Source organism: Weissella sp. ESL1177, assembly GCF_058107185.1.
In genome coordinates this window covers 297626-317438 of the sequence record NZ_CM176591.1, presented here as the reverse complement: position 1 = coordinate 317438, position 19813 = coordinate 297626, and the positions used below count along the sequence as shown (strand labels likewise).

22 protein-coding genes and 1 riboswitch are annotated in these 19813 nt (G+C 38.4%); of the genes, 3 read left to right on the top strand and 19 right to left on the bottom strand.

Translation table 11 applies throughout. From position 1 onward, the window contains the following. Window positions 1–8: 8 nt before the first annotated feature. From AC3B5D_RS01600 to AC3B5D_RS01570, 7 genes are all read right to left on the bottom strand, one after another. Window positions 9–815 (bottom strand): DUF4097 family beta strand repeat-containing protein, encoded by an 807-nt coding sequence (locus AC3B5D_RS01600; protein WP_489839843.1) that lies wholly within the window; start codon window positions 813–815, stop codon window positions 9–11. Between the two features lies 1 nt (window position 816). After that, window positions 817–1434 carry a DUF1700 domain-containing protein gene (locus tag AC3B5D_RS01595; protein WP_489839844.1) on the bottom strand — a complete coding sequence of 206 codons (618 nt, stop codon included), beginning with the start codon at window positions 1432–1434 and terminating at the stop codon, window positions 817–819. Further along, entirely contained in the window at window positions 1427–1741 is a 315-nt protein-coding gene (locus AC3B5D_RS01590) for a PadR family transcriptional regulator (protein WP_489839845.1), read from the bottom strand. The genes AC3B5D_RS01595 and AC3B5D_RS01590 overlap by 8 nt, the downstream gene beginning before the upstream one ends. 167 nt (window positions 1742–1908) lie before the next feature. Further along, the gene (locus tag AC3B5D_RS01585) at window positions 1909–2394 is read right to left on the bottom strand and encodes a DUF1456 family protein (RefSeq protein WP_489839846.1); all 486 of its coding nucleotides are present in this window, start codon (window positions 2392–2394) and stop codon (window positions 1909–1911) included. A 2-nt stretch (window positions 2395–2396) separates the two neighbouring features. Beyond that, window positions 2397–3320, bottom strand: a complete 924-nt coding sequence (gene rbsK / locus AC3B5D_RS01580; protein WP_489839847.1) for a ribokinase — start codon at window positions 3318–3320, stop codon at window positions 2397–2399. A gap of 99 nt (window positions 3321–3419) precedes the next feature. After that, window positions 3420–4409 carry an aldo/keto reductase gene (locus AC3B5D_RS01575; protein WP_489839848.1) on the bottom strand — a complete coding sequence of 330 codons (990 nt, stop codon included), beginning with the start codon at window positions 4407–4409 and terminating at the stop codon, window positions 3420–3422. A 39-nt stretch (window positions 4410–4448) separates the two neighbouring features. Further along, window positions 4449–5420 (bottom strand): ribose-phosphate diphosphokinase, encoded by a 972-nt coding sequence (locus tag AC3B5D_RS01570; RefSeq protein WP_489839849.1) that lies wholly within the window; start codon window positions 5418–5420, stop codon window positions 4449–4451. 172 nt (window positions 5421–5592) lie between these two features. Beyond that, a riboswitch (TPP riboswitch) is annotated at window positions 5593–5684 on the top strand. Between the two features lie 119 nt (window positions 5685–5803). Between AC3B5D_RS01570 and AC3B5D_RS01565 the strand changes: the two genes are divergently transcribed. Genes AC3B5D_RS01565 through AC3B5D_RS01555 form a run of 3 tightly spaced genes read left to right on the top strand, consistent with a single transcriptional unit; the run spans window position 5804 to window position 8447 of the window. After that, window positions 5804–6367, top strand: coding sequence for an ECF transporter S component (locus AC3B5D_RS01565; RefSeq protein ID WP_489839850.1), 564 nt, complete (start codon window positions 5804–5806; stop codon window positions 6365–6367). A 3-nt stretch (window positions 6368–6370) separates the two neighbouring features. Next, entirely contained in the window at window positions 6371–7786 is a 1416-nt protein-coding gene (locus AC3B5D_RS01560) for an ATP-binding cassette domain-containing protein (protein WP_489839851.1), read from the top strand. Beyond that, complete coding sequence (locus tag AC3B5D_RS01555; RefSeq protein ID WP_489839852.1) at window positions 7779–8447, top strand: energy-coupling factor transporter transmembrane component T family protein; 669 nt, start codon at window positions 7779–7781, stop codon at window positions 8445–8447. The genes AC3B5D_RS01560 and AC3B5D_RS01555 overlap by 8 nt, the downstream gene beginning before the upstream one ends. A gap of 327 nt (window positions 8448–8774) precedes the next feature. Here the strand turns inward: AC3B5D_RS01555 and AC3B5D_RS01550 are convergent, their stop codons facing one another. The 12 genes from AC3B5D_RS01550 to AC3B5D_RS01495 all read right to left on the bottom strand — a co-directional run bounded on the left by AC3B5D_RS01550 (window position 8775) and on the right by AC3B5D_RS01495 (window position 19707). Then, on the bottom strand, window positions 8775–9575 hold the full coding sequence (locus tag AC3B5D_RS01550) for a CPBP family intramembrane glutamic endopeptidase (protein WP_489839853.1): 801 nt from the start codon (window positions 9573–9575) through the stop codon (window positions 8775–8777). A gap of 404 nt (window positions 9576–9979) precedes the next feature. Then, on the bottom strand, window positions 9980–10678 hold the full coding sequence (locus AC3B5D_RS01545) for a hypothetical protein (RefSeq protein ID WP_489839854.1): 699 nt from the start codon (window positions 10676–10678) through the stop codon (window positions 9980–9982). A gap of 1 nt (window position 10679) precedes the next feature. Continuing rightward, window positions 10680–11399 (bottom strand): type I 3-dehydroquinate dehydratase, encoded by a 720-nt coding sequence (aroD, locus tag AC3B5D_RS01540; protein WP_489839855.1) that lies wholly within the window; start codon window positions 11397–11399, stop codon window positions 10680–10682. Next, entirely contained in the window at window positions 11377–11904 is a 528-nt protein-coding gene (locus tag AC3B5D_RS01535) for a shikimate kinase (RefSeq protein WP_489839856.1), read from the bottom strand. The genes aroD and AC3B5D_RS01535 overlap by 23 nt, the downstream gene beginning before the upstream one ends. A gap of 2 nt (window positions 11905–11906) precedes the next feature. Further along, window positions 11907–13199, bottom strand: coding sequence for a 3-phosphoshikimate 1-carboxyvinyltransferase (gene aroA / locus AC3B5D_RS01530; protein WP_489839857.1), 1293 nt, complete (start codon window positions 13197–13199; stop codon window positions 11907–11909). Between the two features lie 23 nt (window positions 13200–13222). Further along, window positions 13223–14401, bottom strand: a complete 1179-nt coding sequence (gene aroC / locus AC3B5D_RS01525) for a chorismate synthase (RefSeq protein WP_489839858.1) — start codon at window positions 14399–14401, stop codon at window positions 13223–13225. Between the two features lie 3 nt (window positions 14402–14404). Then, complete coding sequence (aroB, locus tag AC3B5D_RS01520; RefSeq protein ID WP_489839859.1) at window positions 14405–15469, bottom strand: 3-dehydroquinate synthase; 1065 nt, start codon at window positions 15467–15469, stop codon at window positions 14405–14407. Next, on the bottom strand, window positions 15466–16461 hold the full coding sequence (aroF, locus tag AC3B5D_RS01515; protein ID WP_489839860.1) for a 3-deoxy-7-phosphoheptulonate synthase: 996 nt from the start codon (window positions 16459–16461) through the stop codon (window positions 15466–15468). Before aroF ends, aroB begins: the two co-directional genes overlap by 4 nt. Window positions 16462–16463: 2 nt before the next feature. Next, window positions 16464–17276 carry a shikimate dehydrogenase gene (gene aroE, locus AC3B5D_RS01510; protein WP_489839861.1) on the bottom strand — a complete coding sequence of 271 codons (813 nt, stop codon included), beginning with the start codon at window positions 17274–17276 and terminating at the stop codon, window positions 16464–16466. A 218-nt stretch (window positions 17277–17494) separates the two neighbouring features. After that, window positions 17495–18172, bottom strand: coding sequence for a VIT1/CCC1 transporter family protein (locus AC3B5D_RS01505; protein ID WP_489839862.1), 678 nt, complete (start codon window positions 18170–18172; stop codon window positions 17495–17497). Window positions 18173–18176: 4 nt separating this feature from the next. After that, a complete protein-coding gene (locus tag AC3B5D_RS01500) occupies window positions 18177–18857 on the bottom strand; it encodes a VIT1/CCC1 transporter family protein (RefSeq protein ID WP_489839863.1) in 681 nt (226 codons plus the stop codon). A gap of 232 nt (window positions 18858–19089) precedes the next feature. Then, the gene (locus tag AC3B5D_RS01495) at window positions 19090–19707 is read right to left on the bottom strand and encodes an ECF transporter S component (RefSeq protein ID WP_489839864.1); all 618 of its coding nucleotides are present in this window, start codon (window positions 19705–19707) and stop codon (window positions 19090–19092) included. Window positions 19708–19813: the final 106 nt, after the last annotated feature.

Here is a 19813-nt window from a genome sequence, read left to right as displayed (position 1 = left end):
AAATCATATTATTTAATGTCAACATTCGCGCCACTACCGTTAATTGATAAGGCATTATTTTGGTCACCGGTTGTGTAATCAGTCTCACCAAAATCTTTATTATTAACGCTAATACTACTATCTTGGTTAGTGACCTTAACACCAGGTATTTGTAACTGACGCAACTGTACATCAGCATCCTCACCAGTTAGTTGACTGCTGTTATGTAGTGTTAATTGTCTTGCTTTAAAAGAGCCTTCATTTGCCATCACATGCATCGTATCTGATGTGACATTTTGCCAATTGTAGCTACCACCTTCACCTTTTGTCTCAATATTTTTAGCGGTTAAGCCACGTAATCTGATGCCACCATAATTGTTAGTCATCATGACATGATCAGCAGATAATTGCTTAATATGAATCCCGCCGCCATTAGTTTTCAAATTAAGGTTTTTTAACTTCACTTGATATGGCACTGTCACAACAATACGTTGACTCGCATTATTATAACTAATGACTTGTTGCATCGATCGTAACGATATGTTTAATTTCTTTTGTTCGGTCTTAAGTCGTAACTGATTGTCTATTGTCTGTCCTGAAATTTGCCATTTTTTACCACGAACGACCTTCACAACCCCATTTTCACCAGCATTGATCGTTAACTTGCTATAATCTTGATCTGCTAAATCTTTCTTAATTTGGTGAGTTTCAATAATTTTTGGCCCATGGTGCCAAGTAATTGACGTTTTGGCACCTGTCGATAATCCTGTAAAGACCATCACCCCACCAACGATCATCACACCTGCACCCGTTATCAATGTTGCTTTTAATCCCATTTTAGCGTGCCTCCTTTGTGGTATTTCTTGTTAGGAAACGGTGCCCAATCCACTTCACAAATGCAACTAGCATTTCAAATAGCCAACGTGTTAAACGCCAGACAATCGGCGCAAAAAAGATAACTGCCCCAGTCAGTAGCAAGCCACCCCCCATAAAGAGGACCCCCGTTGCGACTGATTGTCCTAACAAAATAACACCATTAACAAAGGAAAATAAGCCACCTGCTAGCACGCCAATAATGACTGCATAAATGCCAAAAATGATACCAAAAAAGACAATTAAGGCACTAATTAAGAGCAAAATCAAACCAATGGCAACTGGAATTAGAATGGGTGATGCAAATAAACCTAACACAATTAACCAGATCATATTGACTCGGTTCTTTGTCCGTTCAGTAACTGGTATTGTGTCATCAGTTGTTTCATCGTTTTCAATAAAATAATCAATTTTTAGTGAACGCGCAAATTGTTTGGGAGTCCCATACTTTGCCTCAATTTCCTGCATTGAATAATTGGCATCCAACATTTGCTCCTCATAAAACTGTAATAATTCTTCACGTTCATCCACGGGGATATCTTTTAAATAACCCCTCACGGCTGTTAAATAATCTTTAATCATGACGCTCCTCCAATAATGAATTCACTGCTAGTCGGAATTCTGCCCATGCCTGACTGATTTCTTTTAGATGCGCTTTGCCCAAATCAGTTATATGATAATAACGTCGATTCCGCCCTTCAAATGGTTTATCATACGTCTCTAAGTAACCATCACGTTTTAAACGTCTCAAAACTGGATACATGGTTGATTCGCTGACCCCTAGTAATTCCTGCATTGCCTTGGTAATGATATAACCATATGTATCTTCCTTCGTCAATACGGCTAACACAGAGCCATCGAGTACCACGGTTGGTACTTGAATATTCATGGCTATTCTCCTTCACTTGTTCATGTTATACTTCATATATCGTTATACTATACAACGTATAATGATATGTCAAGGACACTGCATCATTTCTGTATAAAAAAGCTGCCACGGCTAATTGCCGTGGCAGCTTTTTAACCAACATACCTAGAATATTGGCTATTATGAAATTAACGTCGTGTATTTGCCATACCAATCAATAATTTACGCATAAATTGATCGCCAGCCACTAAATATTTTGGGTGTGATTTTCTGCGTAACATTGCTCCCACTTCTCCTTTACTGACTTTAAAGTCAGCAGCTTGCCAAAAGGCTAGTAAATCATCCGTTGTGTATGACATTGCAATTTTCAATTTCTTAATCACAACATTATTAATGTCATTATCACGTTGCATACTATAATCTGGTGCTGCTATCGAGCCATCAGGATTTTTTTTATGACCACGTTGTGAAATAATTAAACCATTCATAAATTTTTCTAGATCATGCCTTGATAGTTGTGCATCACGTGGACTGTTTTGCTCTGGCTTGACCATCATTTCTTGAAAAGCCTGTTTACTTAAAGTTAAACCACCTAATTGGAAGATGGTCATCATGTCTTTACTGTTAATATTTAAAATATATTGTAATCGACGAATAATATCATTATTGTGCATCACTAATGCCAAACTTCTTTCATTTTTGCAAGGGTTGGAATTGATGGCTGAGCGCCAGCTCCTTGAACGGTTAATGCTGACGCTGCACTAGCAAAACGAACACTGTCAACAATATTTGTCATGTCAGGTAATAATCGCGTCGCTAATGCGCCAATAAATGTATCTCCAGCAGCAGTTGTATCGACTGCTTTGACTTTAAAAGCAGGCTCAAATCCACTACGTCCATCACCCATTTGGTAATAAGCCCCACGTTCTCCCAGCGTAATGATCACGTTTTTTGCACCCAATGCTTGTAATTTATTTGATGCACTGACCATCGATAAATCATCAGTTACTGGGATACCAGTAATAATTTCTGCTTCTGTTTCATTTGGTGTAATTAAGTCAGTTAAGGACAATAATTCTTCTGGTATATCATGCCGTCCAGGTGCTGGATTTAAAATAGTCATCACATTCGCTGCCTTTGCTATTTTAAAAGCTTCTAACGTGGCAATAATTGGCGTTTCAAATTGCGCAATGAGCACCTCTGATGATTGAATGACCGTTTTTGCTTCATCAACATTCGTTTCATTGAGCCGTTGATTCGCACCACCCAAAATTAAAATTGTATTGTGTGAATCACTTTCTAACAAGATATAAGCCGCACCTGTCCCAACGTCTGGTAATTGTGCAATGTGCACTGTATCAACACCATCTGTCGTCAATGCATTTAATAATAATTGACCATTTTGGTCCTGACCTACGGCACCAATAAAATGTACTTGACTACCTAATCGCTGAGCTGCAACTGCTTGATTCGCACCCTTTCCGCCTGGAGCAGTGGACGCATCAGACATTGCCATCGTTTCACCTTGCATTGGTAAATGGTCAATATGTAAAATCGTATCAGAATTTAATGATCCTAATACCGTCACTTTTCTTGCCATTAGCTGTTTCCTTTCTAGTCAATATCTATTCATAAAAAAATTGTTTATTTCCATCATTCTGACAATGCCGAAAATAAACAATTTTTATCCAACAAGTTTTTATTGCTTTAAAATGTCATCAATTTTTGCTAATTCATCATCAGAAATAGCCATATTATCTGCTACTTTGACATTGTCAAGTAGATGTGCAACTGAAGATGCACCTATCACAATTGAAGGCACCCGCTTATCGCGTAACAACCAAGCCATTGCTAATTGTGCCAATGTTTGACCACGATCAGCAGCAATCTTGTTCAATGCGTTTAACTTAGCAACTGCTCCTTCTGGATCTTTCTGAATAAAAGCGTTTGTTCGGTGCAACGGCATGTCTGCTGGGATACCATCTAAATAACGGTCAGTCAACAATCCTTCGGCTAATGGACCGTATGCAATCAAACCAGCATGATGTTGGTCTAATGTTGCTAACATATTTGTCTCTTCAGCTTCACGGTTGAACATATTATATGACATTTGATTACCAATAAATGGCGTATGTAATTCATCAAAAATCTTACTGATCTCAGCGACTTGTTCTGTCGTATAATTTGATACACCAACATATAATGCTTTACCTTGGCGCACCATTAGGTCTAATGCTTCTGCTGTTTCACGTAAATTCGTATTTGGATCCCAACGATGAGCATAAAAAATGTCAACATAATCCAAATGCATTCGTTGTAATGACAACTCCAAAGCGGCCATTAACGTTTTCTTACCTGAAAATTGACCCAGTGGTCCTGGCCACATATGATAACCAGCCTTCGTTGTAATAATCAACTCATTACGATAAGGTCGTAAATCCTTTTGATAAACTGCCCCAAATGTTTCTTCAGCTGTACCATCTGCTGGGCCATAATTAGAAGCATTATCAAATGAAAAAATACCATTATCAAAAGCTTTTAACATCACTTCTCTTGAATTTGCTAATGGTTTTTGGTCACCCAAATTACGCCATAAACCAAAAGATAATGCTGGTAAAATTAACCCTGAATCTGAAACACGTCGATATGGCATGATATCATACCGATTATCAGCTGCTGCATAGACCATCACAATACTCCTCTCAATCTCTTTGCTTTTATTTTAAATTCACAAACTAATTTCTGGCTTATTATTTGAACGTAATAAGACATCTAATTGTTTGTCATCGTGAATGCGTTGAATTGCTTCTGCAAATAATGGTGCAACAGATAACGTCGTAAACTTTGAACTTTGCTTTTCTTCAGGTATCTGTAAAGTATCCGTAAAAATGCAACGCTCAATATGGCTATCCGCTGCTAATTTTTCAGCTGCTTGTCCTGAAAGAACGGCATGTGTTGCTGCAACATAAACTTCAGTCGCACCATTTGCCAATAGCGCTTTTGCAGTCATTTGCACTCGATAACCTGTATCAACAATATCATCAACAATGATGGCACGACGTCCTTTCACATCACCAACAATAGCATCTTCTGATTCTGGCGTTGTCATTGCAACATTATCATTGACGATACCCCAAGGTGCACCAAGTAAATCTGCAAATTTTCGAGCACGACCTGCACCAGTATGATCTGGTGACACAACAACAATATCATCCAACAATTTACGACTATAGAAATAGTCTGTTAATAGTGGTGCTGCTTGCAAATGATCCACTGGAATATCAAAGAACCCCTGCAATTGATCGGCATGTAAGTCCATTGATACAACACGGTCAACACCATTCATTTCTATTAATGAAGAAACCATCTTGGCAGTGATTGGTTCGCGAGCTTTTGCCTTGCGGTCTTGACGAGCATAACCCATGTACGGAATAACTAATGTTATTTGCTCGGCTGATGCACGTCGCAATGCATCAACAATAATCATCATTTCCATAAAAGCGTCATTAACTTCTTCAGCAATTGGCGCAATCACATAAACATCATCCCCACGAATACTCTCTAAAATACGTTCGTATATTTCACCATCAGCAAAACGTTTAATATCCAATTGCGTTAAAGGTATATGCAACTCTTCAGCCACTGCTTTTGCCAAATCATGATTAGCAGTTAATCCTAACAGCTTTATTTGAGATTCCACGAATGAGTTCCTCCATTTCTAATCGCCACTCGTCATCACTTCTATTTTAACAAAAGTTATGTCATTACGGTATAGCTGATCTGTTCCTATTATGAAATCATTTTCATGATTTGCTAGTATGATGAGTAGAAATTTGCAAATCTGCCTGACTAACACTATACTTAAAGGAGAATCAAACAAGCTGGGGTGCCATAGAGCTGGCTGAGAAAATACCCATAGAACCTGAGCAAAGTAATTTTGCTAGGGAGCTTGGTTTGTTTACCATGACAGTAAACAAGCCCCAGTACCAGTGAGTGACTCACACACATGGTATTGGGGCTTTTTTGTTACCAAAGCTTCGGCGATTCGATAACATTATATTTTTAAGGAGGTTTGCAATTATTATGCAAACAGTTAATGAATCAAAGGTTAAGTGGTCATTACGTGACGTCATTTTCTTAGCCATTATCGCTATTTTCTTTGGTGTTATTTTTGAAGTTTGGAGTGCAGCCTATTATGCCTTAGCTGCAACCCCATTAAAACCTTATGCAAATGACTTAACATTAGGTGTTTGGTTGATGGCTGGTCCATTAGCAGGTGCTATTTTGCAAAAAGTTGGTAGCTCAATATTAGGTGAATTATTAGCTGCTGCAGTAGAGATGCTATTATTCTCAAGTTGGGGAGCAGGTACGTTAATCTCGGGTTTTGTGCAAGGCTTCGGTACTGAAATTGGTTTCGCCGCTACTGGTTACAAAAATTGGGGAAAATTAGGCTTAAGTTTATCCGTTTTAACAACCACAATAGTCACCTTTATTTGGGACATGTTTAATAGTGGGTATGCAGACTATAAACCAAGTATGATGATTACTTTATTTGTCATTCGCCTCATTTCTGCTGGTTTCTTTGGTGGCGTCTTGGTCTATTACATCAAAAAATTAGTTGCCAAGTCTGGTATTCTAAAACATTAAGCTATGACAAAATTAGAAGTTGATAACTTAAGTTTTGCTTACCAAACTGGTCAACCCAATGTTTTGAATAATATTAGTTGGATACCTGAAGAAGCATCCTTCAACTTATTGATTGGTCCTTCAGGATCAGGCAAATCAACCTTGTTAAAGTCAATGGCTGGTCTCTATCCAAAATTTGGAGGTGTGATAACTGGTGGCCAAGTATTACTGAACAATGAACCAATTCAACCAATTGTACCGTTTGAACGTGCAAAACGTATTGCAATGCTTTTTCAAAATCCAGACCGTCAATTTGCTATGCGAACTGCCCGCTTACAGTTAGTGTTCGCCCTAGAAAATTTGCAATTACCAAGTGAAGTTATTACGCAACGTGTTCATTTTGCAATCACTGCACTTCATTTAGAACAAATTGCTGATCAAAATCTACTGACTCTATCAGGTGGTGAAAAACAACGTGTTGCGCTTGCAATTATTTTAGCAATGGATAGCGACATTATCTTACTCGATGAACCATTTGCAAGCGTTGATCCAAATGCTCGCTTAGATTTACTAACTGATTTAAAGAAAATGCAGTTAGAACATCACAAAACGATTATTATTTCTGACCATGACTTATCAGGCTATCAATCACTAGTCGATCATTTATATGCCATTGATACTGAAACGGGATCGCTACATCAACAATCATTGAATCAGTTGGCTGATCTACCAGTTCAAAAGCCCTTTTATGGGATACCAAATTCAGATGGCCAACTAAGCTGGCAAGCACTAACATTAACTGTTGGCACAGAACGAATCTTACTTAAAAATAGTCAGTTCGTACTCCCCACTGGGCAAATTGGTTTACTATCGGGGGCCAACGGTATCGGTAAATCAACCCTTTTCAAAGCACTTAGTCATCAAATCAAATATCAAGGTCAAGTCGCTTGGAATCAAACAGATACGGCCAAAGTTCATTTGAAAAATTGGGCTAAGAAAGTTGCTTTAATTTTTCAGTCAGCTACTGACCAATTTGTGACAATGACTGTTGCCGAAGAAATCCAACTATCTCAACAGCATAGCTTAACTTCAGATTATTGGACAAATGATCGCATTGCACAAACATTAGTTGATTTACATTTAGATCATTTAACAGATCATGTCGTGTACCAACTATCTGGCGGCCAGCAGAAGAAACTCCAAGTGCTTAGTATGCTTATCATGGGCCAACCTGTCTTATTATTGGACGAACCCTTAGCCGGTTTGGACATTGATTCAGTACACACGGTCATGACTTGCATCAGTGGCTGTGTCCAACAGACGCAACAAAGTGTTTTGATGATTTCTCACCAACGTGCTGGCTTAGATGAATTTATTGATTATGAACTAATCTTCCAGAACCAAACACTACAACTTGTTGGGGAGGCACCAAATGTATAAATTAAATCCAACAATTTTATTAGTTATCATGTTGGGGATTGGTTTAGAAACCTCATTCGTCCGTTCAGTAACCTTGAACGCTTTCGTTGCTATGATTAGTCTCATATACTTATTATCCCAGCGACCTAATTTAAAAATTGTCCTAATGATGCTCATCATTTCAATTCCTGTTGCTTTTGGAACTTGGTGGTCATTTATTGCCTTTGGTACTGGAGACACACATCATTTAGCTATCGTTTATGCAACACGTTTGTATGCATACTTACTACTAGGTGCCGCGCTAACACTAACTGTGCACGTTAAAGACTTGCTATTTAGTTTGAATCAACATTTGAAACTATCCAACACTTTCACCTATGGTTTGTTAGCCGCTTTTAATTTAGTACCACGTGTTCGTCGACAAGTACAAATTATTCGTTATGCTGGTGCTCTACGTGGTGTAACCTATCATCTATGGCAACCGCAGCTTTATTTTAAAGCCATTTTAAGTGCTTTACATTGGTCAGATGATCTTGCCATTGCAATGACATCACATGGTTTTTCAGAAGGTTTCCCAAGAACGCAAACCGTCAAAGAACATTTGCCAAAATGGGAATGGGGGTTAGCCTTTCTATTAATTTTGGCTTATCTATTAGTTGCTATTTTTATTAAGCCTTGGTAATTTATAGACAACAAAAAATGGGGCTGAGACATAAGTCGTTATGATCAGCTAAAAAGGCGCTAATCTATCAATTTTGATTGGTAGATTAGCGCCTTTAAACGTGTTCCAAAAGACTGAAACCTTACTGTAACAACAATTAGGCGCTTCCGGTTCTTCGTTATACTGCAAACCAAAATCACCTAATTGTTGTTACAATCGGCTTCAAAACGTCTTTTGTCACACTCGCATTTTTATTGTAATCATTTATTGTCATTGTCAATCTCAGAGCTACATATCGTCACAGCTATACGATTCTGGTTAAGCCTTTTATTAAGATAATCTTTAAAATTATCGTTCCAAACGATTTGATTGATTTAACAAAATAGTATTATCTTTGATTTTTTTAGGACGAAGACACCACAAAGCATAGATTGCCGGAATCAATGCATAGAGTATTAACATAGAACTCCAAGAACCAGCTTGTGATAAATCAGTTGACGGTGTCCACCATGAAAAATTATTAAGAAAATGAATCAGTATACTGTACAAAATACTTCCTGTCCGCATATACAACACCATTGAAACCATACCCAAGAAGAATGTATAGACTACTTGCTGATTCGTTGCATCCAAGCTGGGTGCGTTGGGTAACATCAAATTAAAATAATGTGTTAATGCAAAACTCAATGATGTTATTAATGCAATTAACATTGGTTGCCATTTATTAGCAGGCAATGCTTCACTGAAACCACTCAGGCCAACCCCTCTGTCTCTAATTTCTTCAAATATAGCTGCTCCTAATACACTAAGAATCGAAACAATCATGATATATATCGAATGATTGCTTATATCAGGAAGAATGGCCATTGCATCAACACCATATATAAACAGTGGCACAATAAAAATTGACCAATGACGTTTGATATAAACAAGATTCGACTTAAAACGAACTGTTTGATGAAATAATTTTTTTGATAATTTCAATAAAATGAATGAAATCGTGATAACAATCCCAAAGTAAATAAATTCATAGTAGGCTTTACCTTCTAATCCTTGAAACGAATACAATAAAATTAATGTAATCACTTTATAGAGTGCATAAGCTCCCCACATCGTGCCTAGTGTCATACCAAATTTTTTTAAATTCATACGAGATAACCTCAAACTATACGCATATTTTGCTTAATCATCGTTATTGATAGCCATGATTTAACGAAATCAGCATTTGTTTCTCAATTTGACTACTTAATAGGTAATAAACTGGATGCCAACTTACCAGAAGAAAACTAATCAACGGACTACCTAATGGGTTTTCATTATTTAAATACCATTAATTTATAACATGCTTCAGTAGTGAAAGCAAGTGAATGCTTTCATTTGGCATGCAAATAATCTCGTCTATTTTTAAGAAACCATTTAAAAAATTGAGAAATCAGTCGTTATGATCAGCTGAAAAAGGCGCTAATCTATCAATTTTGATTGGTAGATTAGCACCTTTAAACGTGTTCCAAAAGACTGAAGCCTTTGCCTCACTTACATTTATTGTGTATTTATTAGTTTTCAAAATCTGCTATCAACACTTGATTACCTGATTTTGCTTGATCAGTTCCTGCTTGACCAAAGGCAGCTTGTGACAAATGTAATTTTGTTGTTTCAATCCCAAAATAGTCTTGAATTAAATCCTGTACAAATAACAATAATGCCTGTGAATCAATTTCATTTCGGTGTAGCAAAACGGGCCCACGGTTCTCAAAAACACCTGCATTTCGTAAATTATCTACTTTTTGTTCTAGTGCTGGTAACCCTGCAACCAAATGGTAGACAACATGATTCTCGTGCACCCATTTTGTTAAATGGACAACATGTCTTAAATCAGTTAACCCAATCGGTAAAATCATATCAGCAACAATCGCTGTTAACTGCATGGGTTCTTGCGTTTGTTTTTGCATAGCTGCCGTTAACGTTATCGTAGACAAAGTAAAATGGCCATTATAATCAAACATTGCTTGACCCAATAGCATTTCAACTCGTGTTACATAACCAATACGATCAAAATTTTCATTTTTTTGCATTTCATTCGCCAAATGTTGTCGAAAGATATCTGGTGCTCGCCAATCTAAACGTAATTTCACGCAATCAGTCAAAATATCATCCCCAACCGCATGAAAAGTAATTAACGTGTACCCCATGGTCCCAGGAATTTTATCAAGAACTGCTTGTCTATCATCTGCAAAAAAACGACTATTATACATATTATTCTCCCCATTTATGTAACAATGCGGTCAATGTCATTTGACCAGGTGCTGATGATTTGGAACCACTAACAAACGTTAATTGTGAACCAAACTGATAGCCAATGATGCGTGAGGGTATGCCATATTGCCCCATGGCCATCGTAATCAGTGGTAACTCACTATGTGTCGCAATTACCTTAGTTGTTGCTAACAATGCTTGAGTATCCAGAGACGTCTGCGCCATCACTGCATATTTCACAACATCAATTGGTAAACGTACCATGGCTGCTAACTGCTCTGCCAAATCAACTGGCGTCATCATAAAATGATGTTTTGATCCAATAACAGTGATTTGTCTGGGTATCATTTCTAGCAAAGCTTGCTGATCTGTCAATAATGCCACTTCAATATCAACCGCCGCAACACCTGCTTGGATTGCTGTTTGGTATACATCCGTATACTTAACTTGATTATACGGTATTTGACCACCTTCAGCTAATGTTCGCCAAGTAAAAATTAATGGTTTGCCCACAATTTGGCAAATTGTTCGAATGTTGTCTACCGTTAAAACCGATAAATCAAGTAAATAGTCAATACGCCATTCTACAACATCTATCGGTAAATGACTCATTTTTTGTGCCGCTATCACAACAGTAGACCAAGTTTCTGCAATAATTGACATGGCAATCAAAGGGCGTTCTTTAGTGGCAGAAATATTACCGATTTTTAATCGTTTCATTTTGAACCACTTTCAAATATGTCGAAATTTCAGCTGCCACCTCTACAGCATTTTTATTATCCGTATTAATTGTTTTGGTTGCCAGCGTGGCATATCTTGTCAAACGCTGTTGCCAAAGATCTGCTAATGCTGACAATGATTTATTACGCACAATGGGGCGTGTCTTATCTTGAATTAATCGTTCGACAGTTTGACCAAACGAGCCTGATAAATAAATGATTGGTAAATCAAGACGACTTAACAAGGTCAAATTTTTCGTTAATTCAACGACCCCACCCCCAGTCGCAATCACACCACTTTTAGAAATTGTTGCTTTTAAAATTTGATGCTCTATTTTTCGAAAGGCTCTTTCACCGGCAGTTGCAAATATTTCGCCAGGAGTCTGACCAGTTTGAGCCGTAATCAATTGATCCGTATCAAAAAATGGTTGTGCCAATTGATTTGCCAATAATTGACCAACTGTTGTTTTACCTGCTCCCATGAAACCAATTAAAATAACTGTCATCTTTATTGCAATACCTCTTGTAAATCTTCAAAGAAATGAGGATATGAAATATTCACAACCTCAGCATTTGCCAATGAAACTTCACCCTTTGTTAGCAGCGCTGCAATGGTTAACATCATCCCGACACGATGATCACCACAAGAATCAACCACGGTTGCCTCATCAACCCGTAAAGGTGTTTGACCATGAACATAAAATCCATCTTCACGTGGTTCAATATGCGCACCCAATTTGTTTAATTGTGTCGTTACTGTTGCAATGCGATCACTCTCTTTTACATGTAATTCACTTGCTCCTGTGATAATTGTATCACCTTGAGCCTGTGTCGCTGCCAGCACAAGTAGTGGCATTTCATCAATCAATGATGGTACATCAACAGCGGTTATTTGCGTCCCATGTAAAGACTGTGACTGAACTTCAATATCGGCCATCGGTTCACCAACAGTTGTTTGGTTCGTGATATTAAATGATGCCCCCATCCTGTTCAACATGTTGATAATGCCGATACGCGTTGGATTCACGCCAACTTGTTTTAAAACGATATCACTATTAGGCACTAACAAACCAGCCACCAACCAAAAAGCTGCTGAGGAGATATCACCTGGTACGCGAATCGTTGTCGCTGTTAGTTGTGTTTGAGGTGCCACAATAATTCGGTTACCGTCATGTATTAAATGCACCCCAAAAGCCGCTAACATACGTTCAGTATGATCACGCGTGATGATTGGTTCAATAATGGTTGTTTGTGTATCCGCCTGTAAAGCTGCTAAAATAATCGCACTTTTTACTTGGGCTGAAGCAACAGGTAACTCATAAGTTATCCCATTTAAATAATGCGTTGCTAATTTTGTTACTGGTAAATGATCATTTTGACTAACATAACTAACACCCATTGCACGTAATGGATTGAGTACCCGCGCAAAAGGACGTTTTGATAAACTATCATCACCACGAAACGTAATGGCAAATGGTTGTTTCGCTAATAGTCCCATCAATAATCGTGCTGTTGTCCCTGAATTTCCCATATTTAACTTTTGCTGTGGCTCAGTTAAATCATTGAGTGACTTGCCATGAATAATGAGATCCGCACCTGCCACATCAAAGGTAATACCTAAACTCCTCATTGCCGTTATTGTTCTTTTAACATCTGCTGAGTGTAATAAATGCTGTACACGTGTATCACCGTTAGCGATGCTGCCTAACATAACAGCACGGTGTGAAATACTTTTGTCCCCAGGCATCGTTAAAGTCCCCTGCAGTTGCTTTCCCGCTGTTTGTAACTTAAGATTGCCCATTATTTAACCTACATCTTTTCTAATCAAAACCGTCTTACCTCTTCACGATATGCAGCTACTTGCTCTTGTAATCGTGACAAATTATCTGTATCAAATTTATCTAATACTGCCTTGGCTAACTCGATAGCCACCATAGCTTCTGCAATCACAGCCGCAGCTGTCACAGCCGTTGTATCAGAGCGTTCTGTTGAAGCACGATGATTTTCATGTGTATCGATATCAACACTTTGCATTGGTTGATATAATGTTGGAATTGGTTTGACAACACCACGAACAACAATCATTTCGCCTGTTGTCATCCCACCTTCAAAGCCGCCAAGATGGTTTGCACCACGATAGAAGCCACGAGTTGCTGACCAATAAATTTCATCCATCATTTCACTACCAAATTTGGTAACATTCGCAAAACCGCCACCAAATTCAACACCCTTAAAAGCATTAATACCAACGATTGCACGGGCAATTTTCGCATCTAATTTTTCATCAGCTGTGACATAAGAACCTAAGCCCGCTGGTACGCCGGTTACCATCACTTGAACGATACCGCCTACCGTATCACGCTGTTGTTTTGCTTGATCAATCACTGCACGCATCGCTTCATCAGCATCAGCTGTTAAAGTTCGTGTTGGAAAACTTTCTGTCACCGCTCGTAAATCAGCTAACGTTTGAAAATCAGTCAAGTGATTGAGATCTGCACTTGCTGGTCCAATATTGGTCACAAAACCATGAACATCAATATCTAACGCTGCCAATAATTTTTTAGCAACTGCGCCAACTGCAACCCGCATCACTGTTTCACGTGCTGATGACCGTTCCAAAACGTTCCGTAAATCAGCTTGATGACGATATTTGATGCCACCCACTAAATCAGCATGCCCTGGTCGTGGACGCATCACTTTGCGCAAACTATTTTCAACTGTCGCAGGCGCATTAGGATCCATAATCTTTGCCCAATGATTGTGATCGTCATTATGAACATTTAAGGCAATTGGTGAACCAAGGGTCACTTGATGACGAATACCAGCCATAATCGTGACTGTGTCTGTTTCGATCACCTGACGTTGACCACGACCATAACCATGTTGGCGTCGAGCAAGTTGTTCATTAATATCAGCAGCTGTTATTTGTAATCCTGCTGGAATACCTTCAATAATTGCAACCTCTTCCGGTCCATGACTTTCTCCTGCTGTCATATAACGCATATCTTAGCCTACTCCTTTAATAAATTCTGTCATCTCAGCAATGCTTTTTTTCACAATTGTTGGCTGACCCGGTGCAACGACAGCAACTAATTGTAAAATACCTGCCAAATTCTTTTTATCATGTATTAATTGTTCCAACATCTCAGGACGTTTAATTAGTTCTGATGTCGTTGGCAAGCCAACAACTTCTAATCGTTTTTGTAGCGCTTGATAAAAAGTTGGTTCACTGATACCACTAGCAACAAACCGTTCCGTAATCGCAATCATCCCAATCGCAACTGCTTCGCCATGTCTCAACTGACCAGCAGCTAATAATTCAATTGCGTGACCAATCGTATGCCCAAAATTTAAATATTTACGAATACCTGCTTCATGTTCATCTTGCATCACAATTTTTGATTTATATTGCACCGATTGTTCAATAAGGGGGTGTGCTAACCTCAAAATATCATCCACTTGTTTTACTTGATCAGTCAATTGCCAAAAAGTCCCACCAGCTAGCGCACTGGTTTTGACCACTTCTGCGTAACCTTCTACCAAATCACGTTCAGCTAAAGTTTCTAAATACGTTGTGTCGATCAACACCATATCCGGTTGATAGAATGTTCCCATAACATTCTTTGTTTTACCTAAATTAATAGCCGTTTTGCCACCAACACTGGCATCAACTTGTGCCATTAAAGAGGTTGGTATTTGGATAAATGCAATGCCTCGCATATAAGTGGCAGCTGTTAAACCAGCTAAATCACCAATCATGCCACCACCTAACGCAATGATACCGTCAGCTCGTGTAAAATTTTTTTCAATTAGTAAGCTAATCGCTCTTTCCAAATAATTTAAGGATTTAGTTGTTTCACCTACAGGTAGCACGAGTGATGTCACTTGATAGCCAGCAGTTGTTAATTGTGCAACTGTTTCCGTTAAATATAAATCACCAATTTGTTGATCAGTCATCACCAAAATTTTCCGCGGTGACCATACTTTATTTACCGCATGACCAATCATTTGTCGTAAATTTTCCGCGATTTGAATATCATATGTTTTACCAGGAATTGATACTGTTATCATGATGATGACCTCACCAAATGATGAATAGCCGTTGCCTTATCAAATAAAGTGACCATTTGTGCTGGTGTTAATGCCTGTTTACCATCAACCAACGCTTTTGCTGGCTGATCATGAATTTCAATCATTAAACCTTGCGCACCAGCAGCCACCGCTGCTAAGCCAATTGGTAATACATATTCAGAAACACCCGCAGCATGTGATGAATCGGCCAAAACTGGCAAATGCGTCAATTTTTGCAAAACAGGAATAACGCTAACATCCATCGTATTTCGTAAATATTTTTGATCGAAACTGCGAATACCTCGCTCCATTAGAATAATTTGTTGATTACCCGCAGCAGCAATATACTCCGCCGCGCTTAAAAATTCATCAACGGTTGCACTCATACCACGTTTTAACAGTACTGGTTTATCTTGTTGTCCCAATGCTTTTAATAAAGCAAAATTTTGCATATTACGCGTCCCAACTTGAAAAATGTCTGTATATTGACCAACAAGATCAATGTCATTTGGACTCATAATTTCTGTCATCATGTCCATCCCTAATGCATCCGCAGCATCACGATGCCATTGCAATCCTTGTTCACCTAATCCTTGAAAACTATAAGGGCTTGTTCTGGGTTTAAATGAACCACCACGTAAAATCGTTGCACCGGCTGCTTTGGCGGCTTGTCCCATTTTTAGTACATGTTCAGCCGACTCAATAGCATCTGGACCAGCAATGAGATTAAAGTGTGCCCCACCAATTCGTGAGTGTGCCGTTTCAATCACCGTATCGGCCGGATGAAATAAACGACTCACCTGTAGTGCTGCTGGATGATCCTCAATAACCTTTGTTACTTGTTGACGTTCAATGAATGGCACTTCATCAAGTGTTGCTAAATTAGCAAACCCAACACGATTCTCAAAAGCATAGACATGTGGTATATGTTTTGTTTTTGCTTGTAATAGTACCGCCTTTGCTGCAGATACATCTTTCATGATAACAATCATTCTCAATCCCTTCCTTCTCTTAAAATTGCTGCCAACATCGCTTGTTGATCTGGATAGATCCCTGTCCATTTCTCAAAACTGCGTGCACCTTGACCTACTAGCATCGCTAACCCATCATTGGCCTGACGATATACCTGTTTTGCTGCTGCAACAAACGGCGTATCAATTGGTTTATATATAATATCAACGACCTGCGCTTGTTTTGGTGTCAACGCAAATTGTTCTGGTGACAATAATGACTCATTATTTTGCATACCCACATTTGTTGCATTAATAATTAAATCAGCCTGCGGCAAAAACGCATTAACAAAACGAATATCATGTAATGGTTCTTCAACAAAGCTTGCTAAATGCCGCTTTTTTTCTGCAAATGTATTCGACTGGCGATTAAATACATGTAAAGTACTTGTTTTAGGCGCACTAGCCATAATAGCCTGAGCAGCACCGCCTGTACCCAAAATAACGACCTGTTTTGGATTATTTTTTATCGTTGACCAAAATCCTTCACCGTCAGTGACATCACCAATAAGCGTGTTATTTTTCACTGTAATTGTATTTACTACACCAAGTCGTTTTGATAACTCTGATAGCTCATCCATATAAGGCATGATGGCTTGTTTAAATGGCATAGTAACATTAAGACCTTTGATGCCTTGTTCTATTAACTCGTCAAATCGCCTCGCTAATTGTTCAGGTGCAATTGTAAATAATTGGTAATCCGCATCTATCCCGGCTAATCGAAATGCTTCATTTTGCATGATTGGCGATTTAGAATGTTGTACTGGATAACCAATCAATCCATAATGATCTGTCATTAATTTTCCCCGGTATTCTTTTATTTTTCAACGGTACTCATCCATAACAATGACAATTAACTGACACGCATCTTTTCTAATGATAGAAGGCCAACAATCTACCCGTTTTTAATGATGGATCGTTGACCTTAAGCCTATACAAAAGATTTAAACCTCTTTTATGCCACTCATTTGTCAATTAATGACGAAATACTTTTCTTTTACTTAGTGTACTAAAATCAGAAGAGCTTTCCAATACCATAGTGAATGGTGATTGTCACTAAACCAATAATAATATTTCTAATAATTGCTCGCTTTGGGAAACCATTTCCTAATTTTGCACTGAGAAATCCCGTTAGAGCAACTGCAACCACTGTCGCACCAATCGTTGCCAAAAATTGCCAATGAATTGGCGTTAAATACATGGCGATTAATGGGAAAAAACCACCTAGTGAAGCACAAAATAATGACGAAAATGCTGCTGACCAAGGACTGACATAATGTCCTAATGACACATCATATTTTACTTTTAAAATAGTTGCTAATGGCGCTTTCGCCATCAATTCATTGGCAATTTTATTAGCAGTCAATTCACTTAAACCTTGTGCATGATAGAACTGATAGATGTCTTGTTGCACATCGTTTGGATTGATCTTGATACGGTTCTTTTCGGTCGTCACTACCACTTTTTCTGCATCCGCCTGTGAACTAACAGATGCATATTCGCCAGATGCCATCGATAGCGCACATGCTAGCAAATCAGCTAACCCAGCTAACAAAATTGTAAATTGGTTCGTTGTTGCAGCACCAACAGAAAATAGCACCCCACCAACTGTTAGAATGCCATCATTAGAACCCAATACGCCTGCACGGATGGTGTTCAATTTTTCAGACATTGTTATTTGTTGTTTTGCCATGTTATTATGCTCCTATTAATGATCCAATGAGGTATGTGACAATCATCGTAAAAACACCTGCTACCACATTACGAAGTGTTGCTTTGTGTTCATTGGCACCTGACAAATGAGCTGCCGTGAAACCAGTCATGGCCAAAGCAATTAGCACAGCAATCGCAGTTGCTGGAATCCGCAAATGAATTGGTAATAACGTAATGGCTAACATTGGTAACAAGGAACCCAATGGAAATGAAATCATTGACGCCACTGCTGCCGCTAAGGCAGAAATTTCATGATGTTGCGTAAATCCATATCGTTCACGGATTGTTGTGCCCAGTGGATCTTGTGACATCAGTTCTGACGTCGCTGTTTGTGCTAAGTCAACTGATATCCCTTGCGCAATATATTGTTGTTTGACGAAATCAAATTCTTGTTCATAATGGGTTGCTAATGCTTCTTTCTGTTGTGCTGTCGCTTTCATTTGCGCATCGTTTTCTGAATGGACAGAAACATATTCTCCCATCGCCATTGAGACCGTTCCAGCTAATGCCCCAGCAAATCCTGCAATAAAAATGGCAAACGAATTTGTTGTTGCCCCAGCAACACCAATAACAATTCCTGATACAGATAAAATACCATCATTAGCACCCATGACAGCAGCTCGAATAACATTATTTCTTTGTGCTAAATCTTGACTCGTTGTCATATAATCCTCCTTCAATTCTCTAACGTCCATTATACGCTTTAAGAAAACAAAAAAGTTCTTCGTTTAAATTAAAAATTTTCATTCAATGAATAAAATGCTTAAAAAGATGATACAAAAAAGACAAGGGTAATCAGCCTCACACCTTGTCTAAACAATCGTTGTCAGTCATGACAACATAAAATTTATGATATTATGATAAAATTGACAAAATATCTTTTGTCATATGCCTGTACTAAGCAATTTGTTTTTTAAAATATGTGAGTATCGGTAAGCCAATGAGTGGTACTAAAATTGCGCCTGCAATAATTTCAAAAATACCATTAAATCCAGCAATTGATACAATCAACCATTGCGCAAGATTCGTATGTGGAATGCCTGTAAATGACGTATTCATCACACTAAAACTAATCCAAGTAATCGTTAATACAAGTGCTGTGTTAATGACTGCCGATAGACCACCTAATACAGCAAGCCATGTTCCTTGCTTTTTTATTTCTTTTGATTGGACGTATTTTTGATAAAGGTACCCAATCAGAAAACCAACCATTATTCTAGGAATCAATGCCGTTATCGGATTACGAAAAATTAGTGCACCAATGCTTGGGACACTTGACCAAGCATGCCAAAGTGAATAAGCACCCCAAACAAACCCTAATAATGCACCAGTTTTTGGTCCAAGAACCATAGCCCCTATCGCAACGGTATAAGTAATAATCGTTACGGCAGCGCCAATTGCAAAAGCTCCTAGTGGTAAAGTTCCCAACCAAGGAACGATTGATTGTAATAAAATAATCGCTATAAATAGCGCTGTCAAAACTAAATGTCGACTTTTGTTCACACGCGTTTGCATCGCGTCCCTCCCAAATTTACGTTATTTCTTGTCAATCATAAAACATTTTTTGGTTCACTACCAGCAAATATTTATCATTATTAGACACTGCCATTAGCGTCGTCTA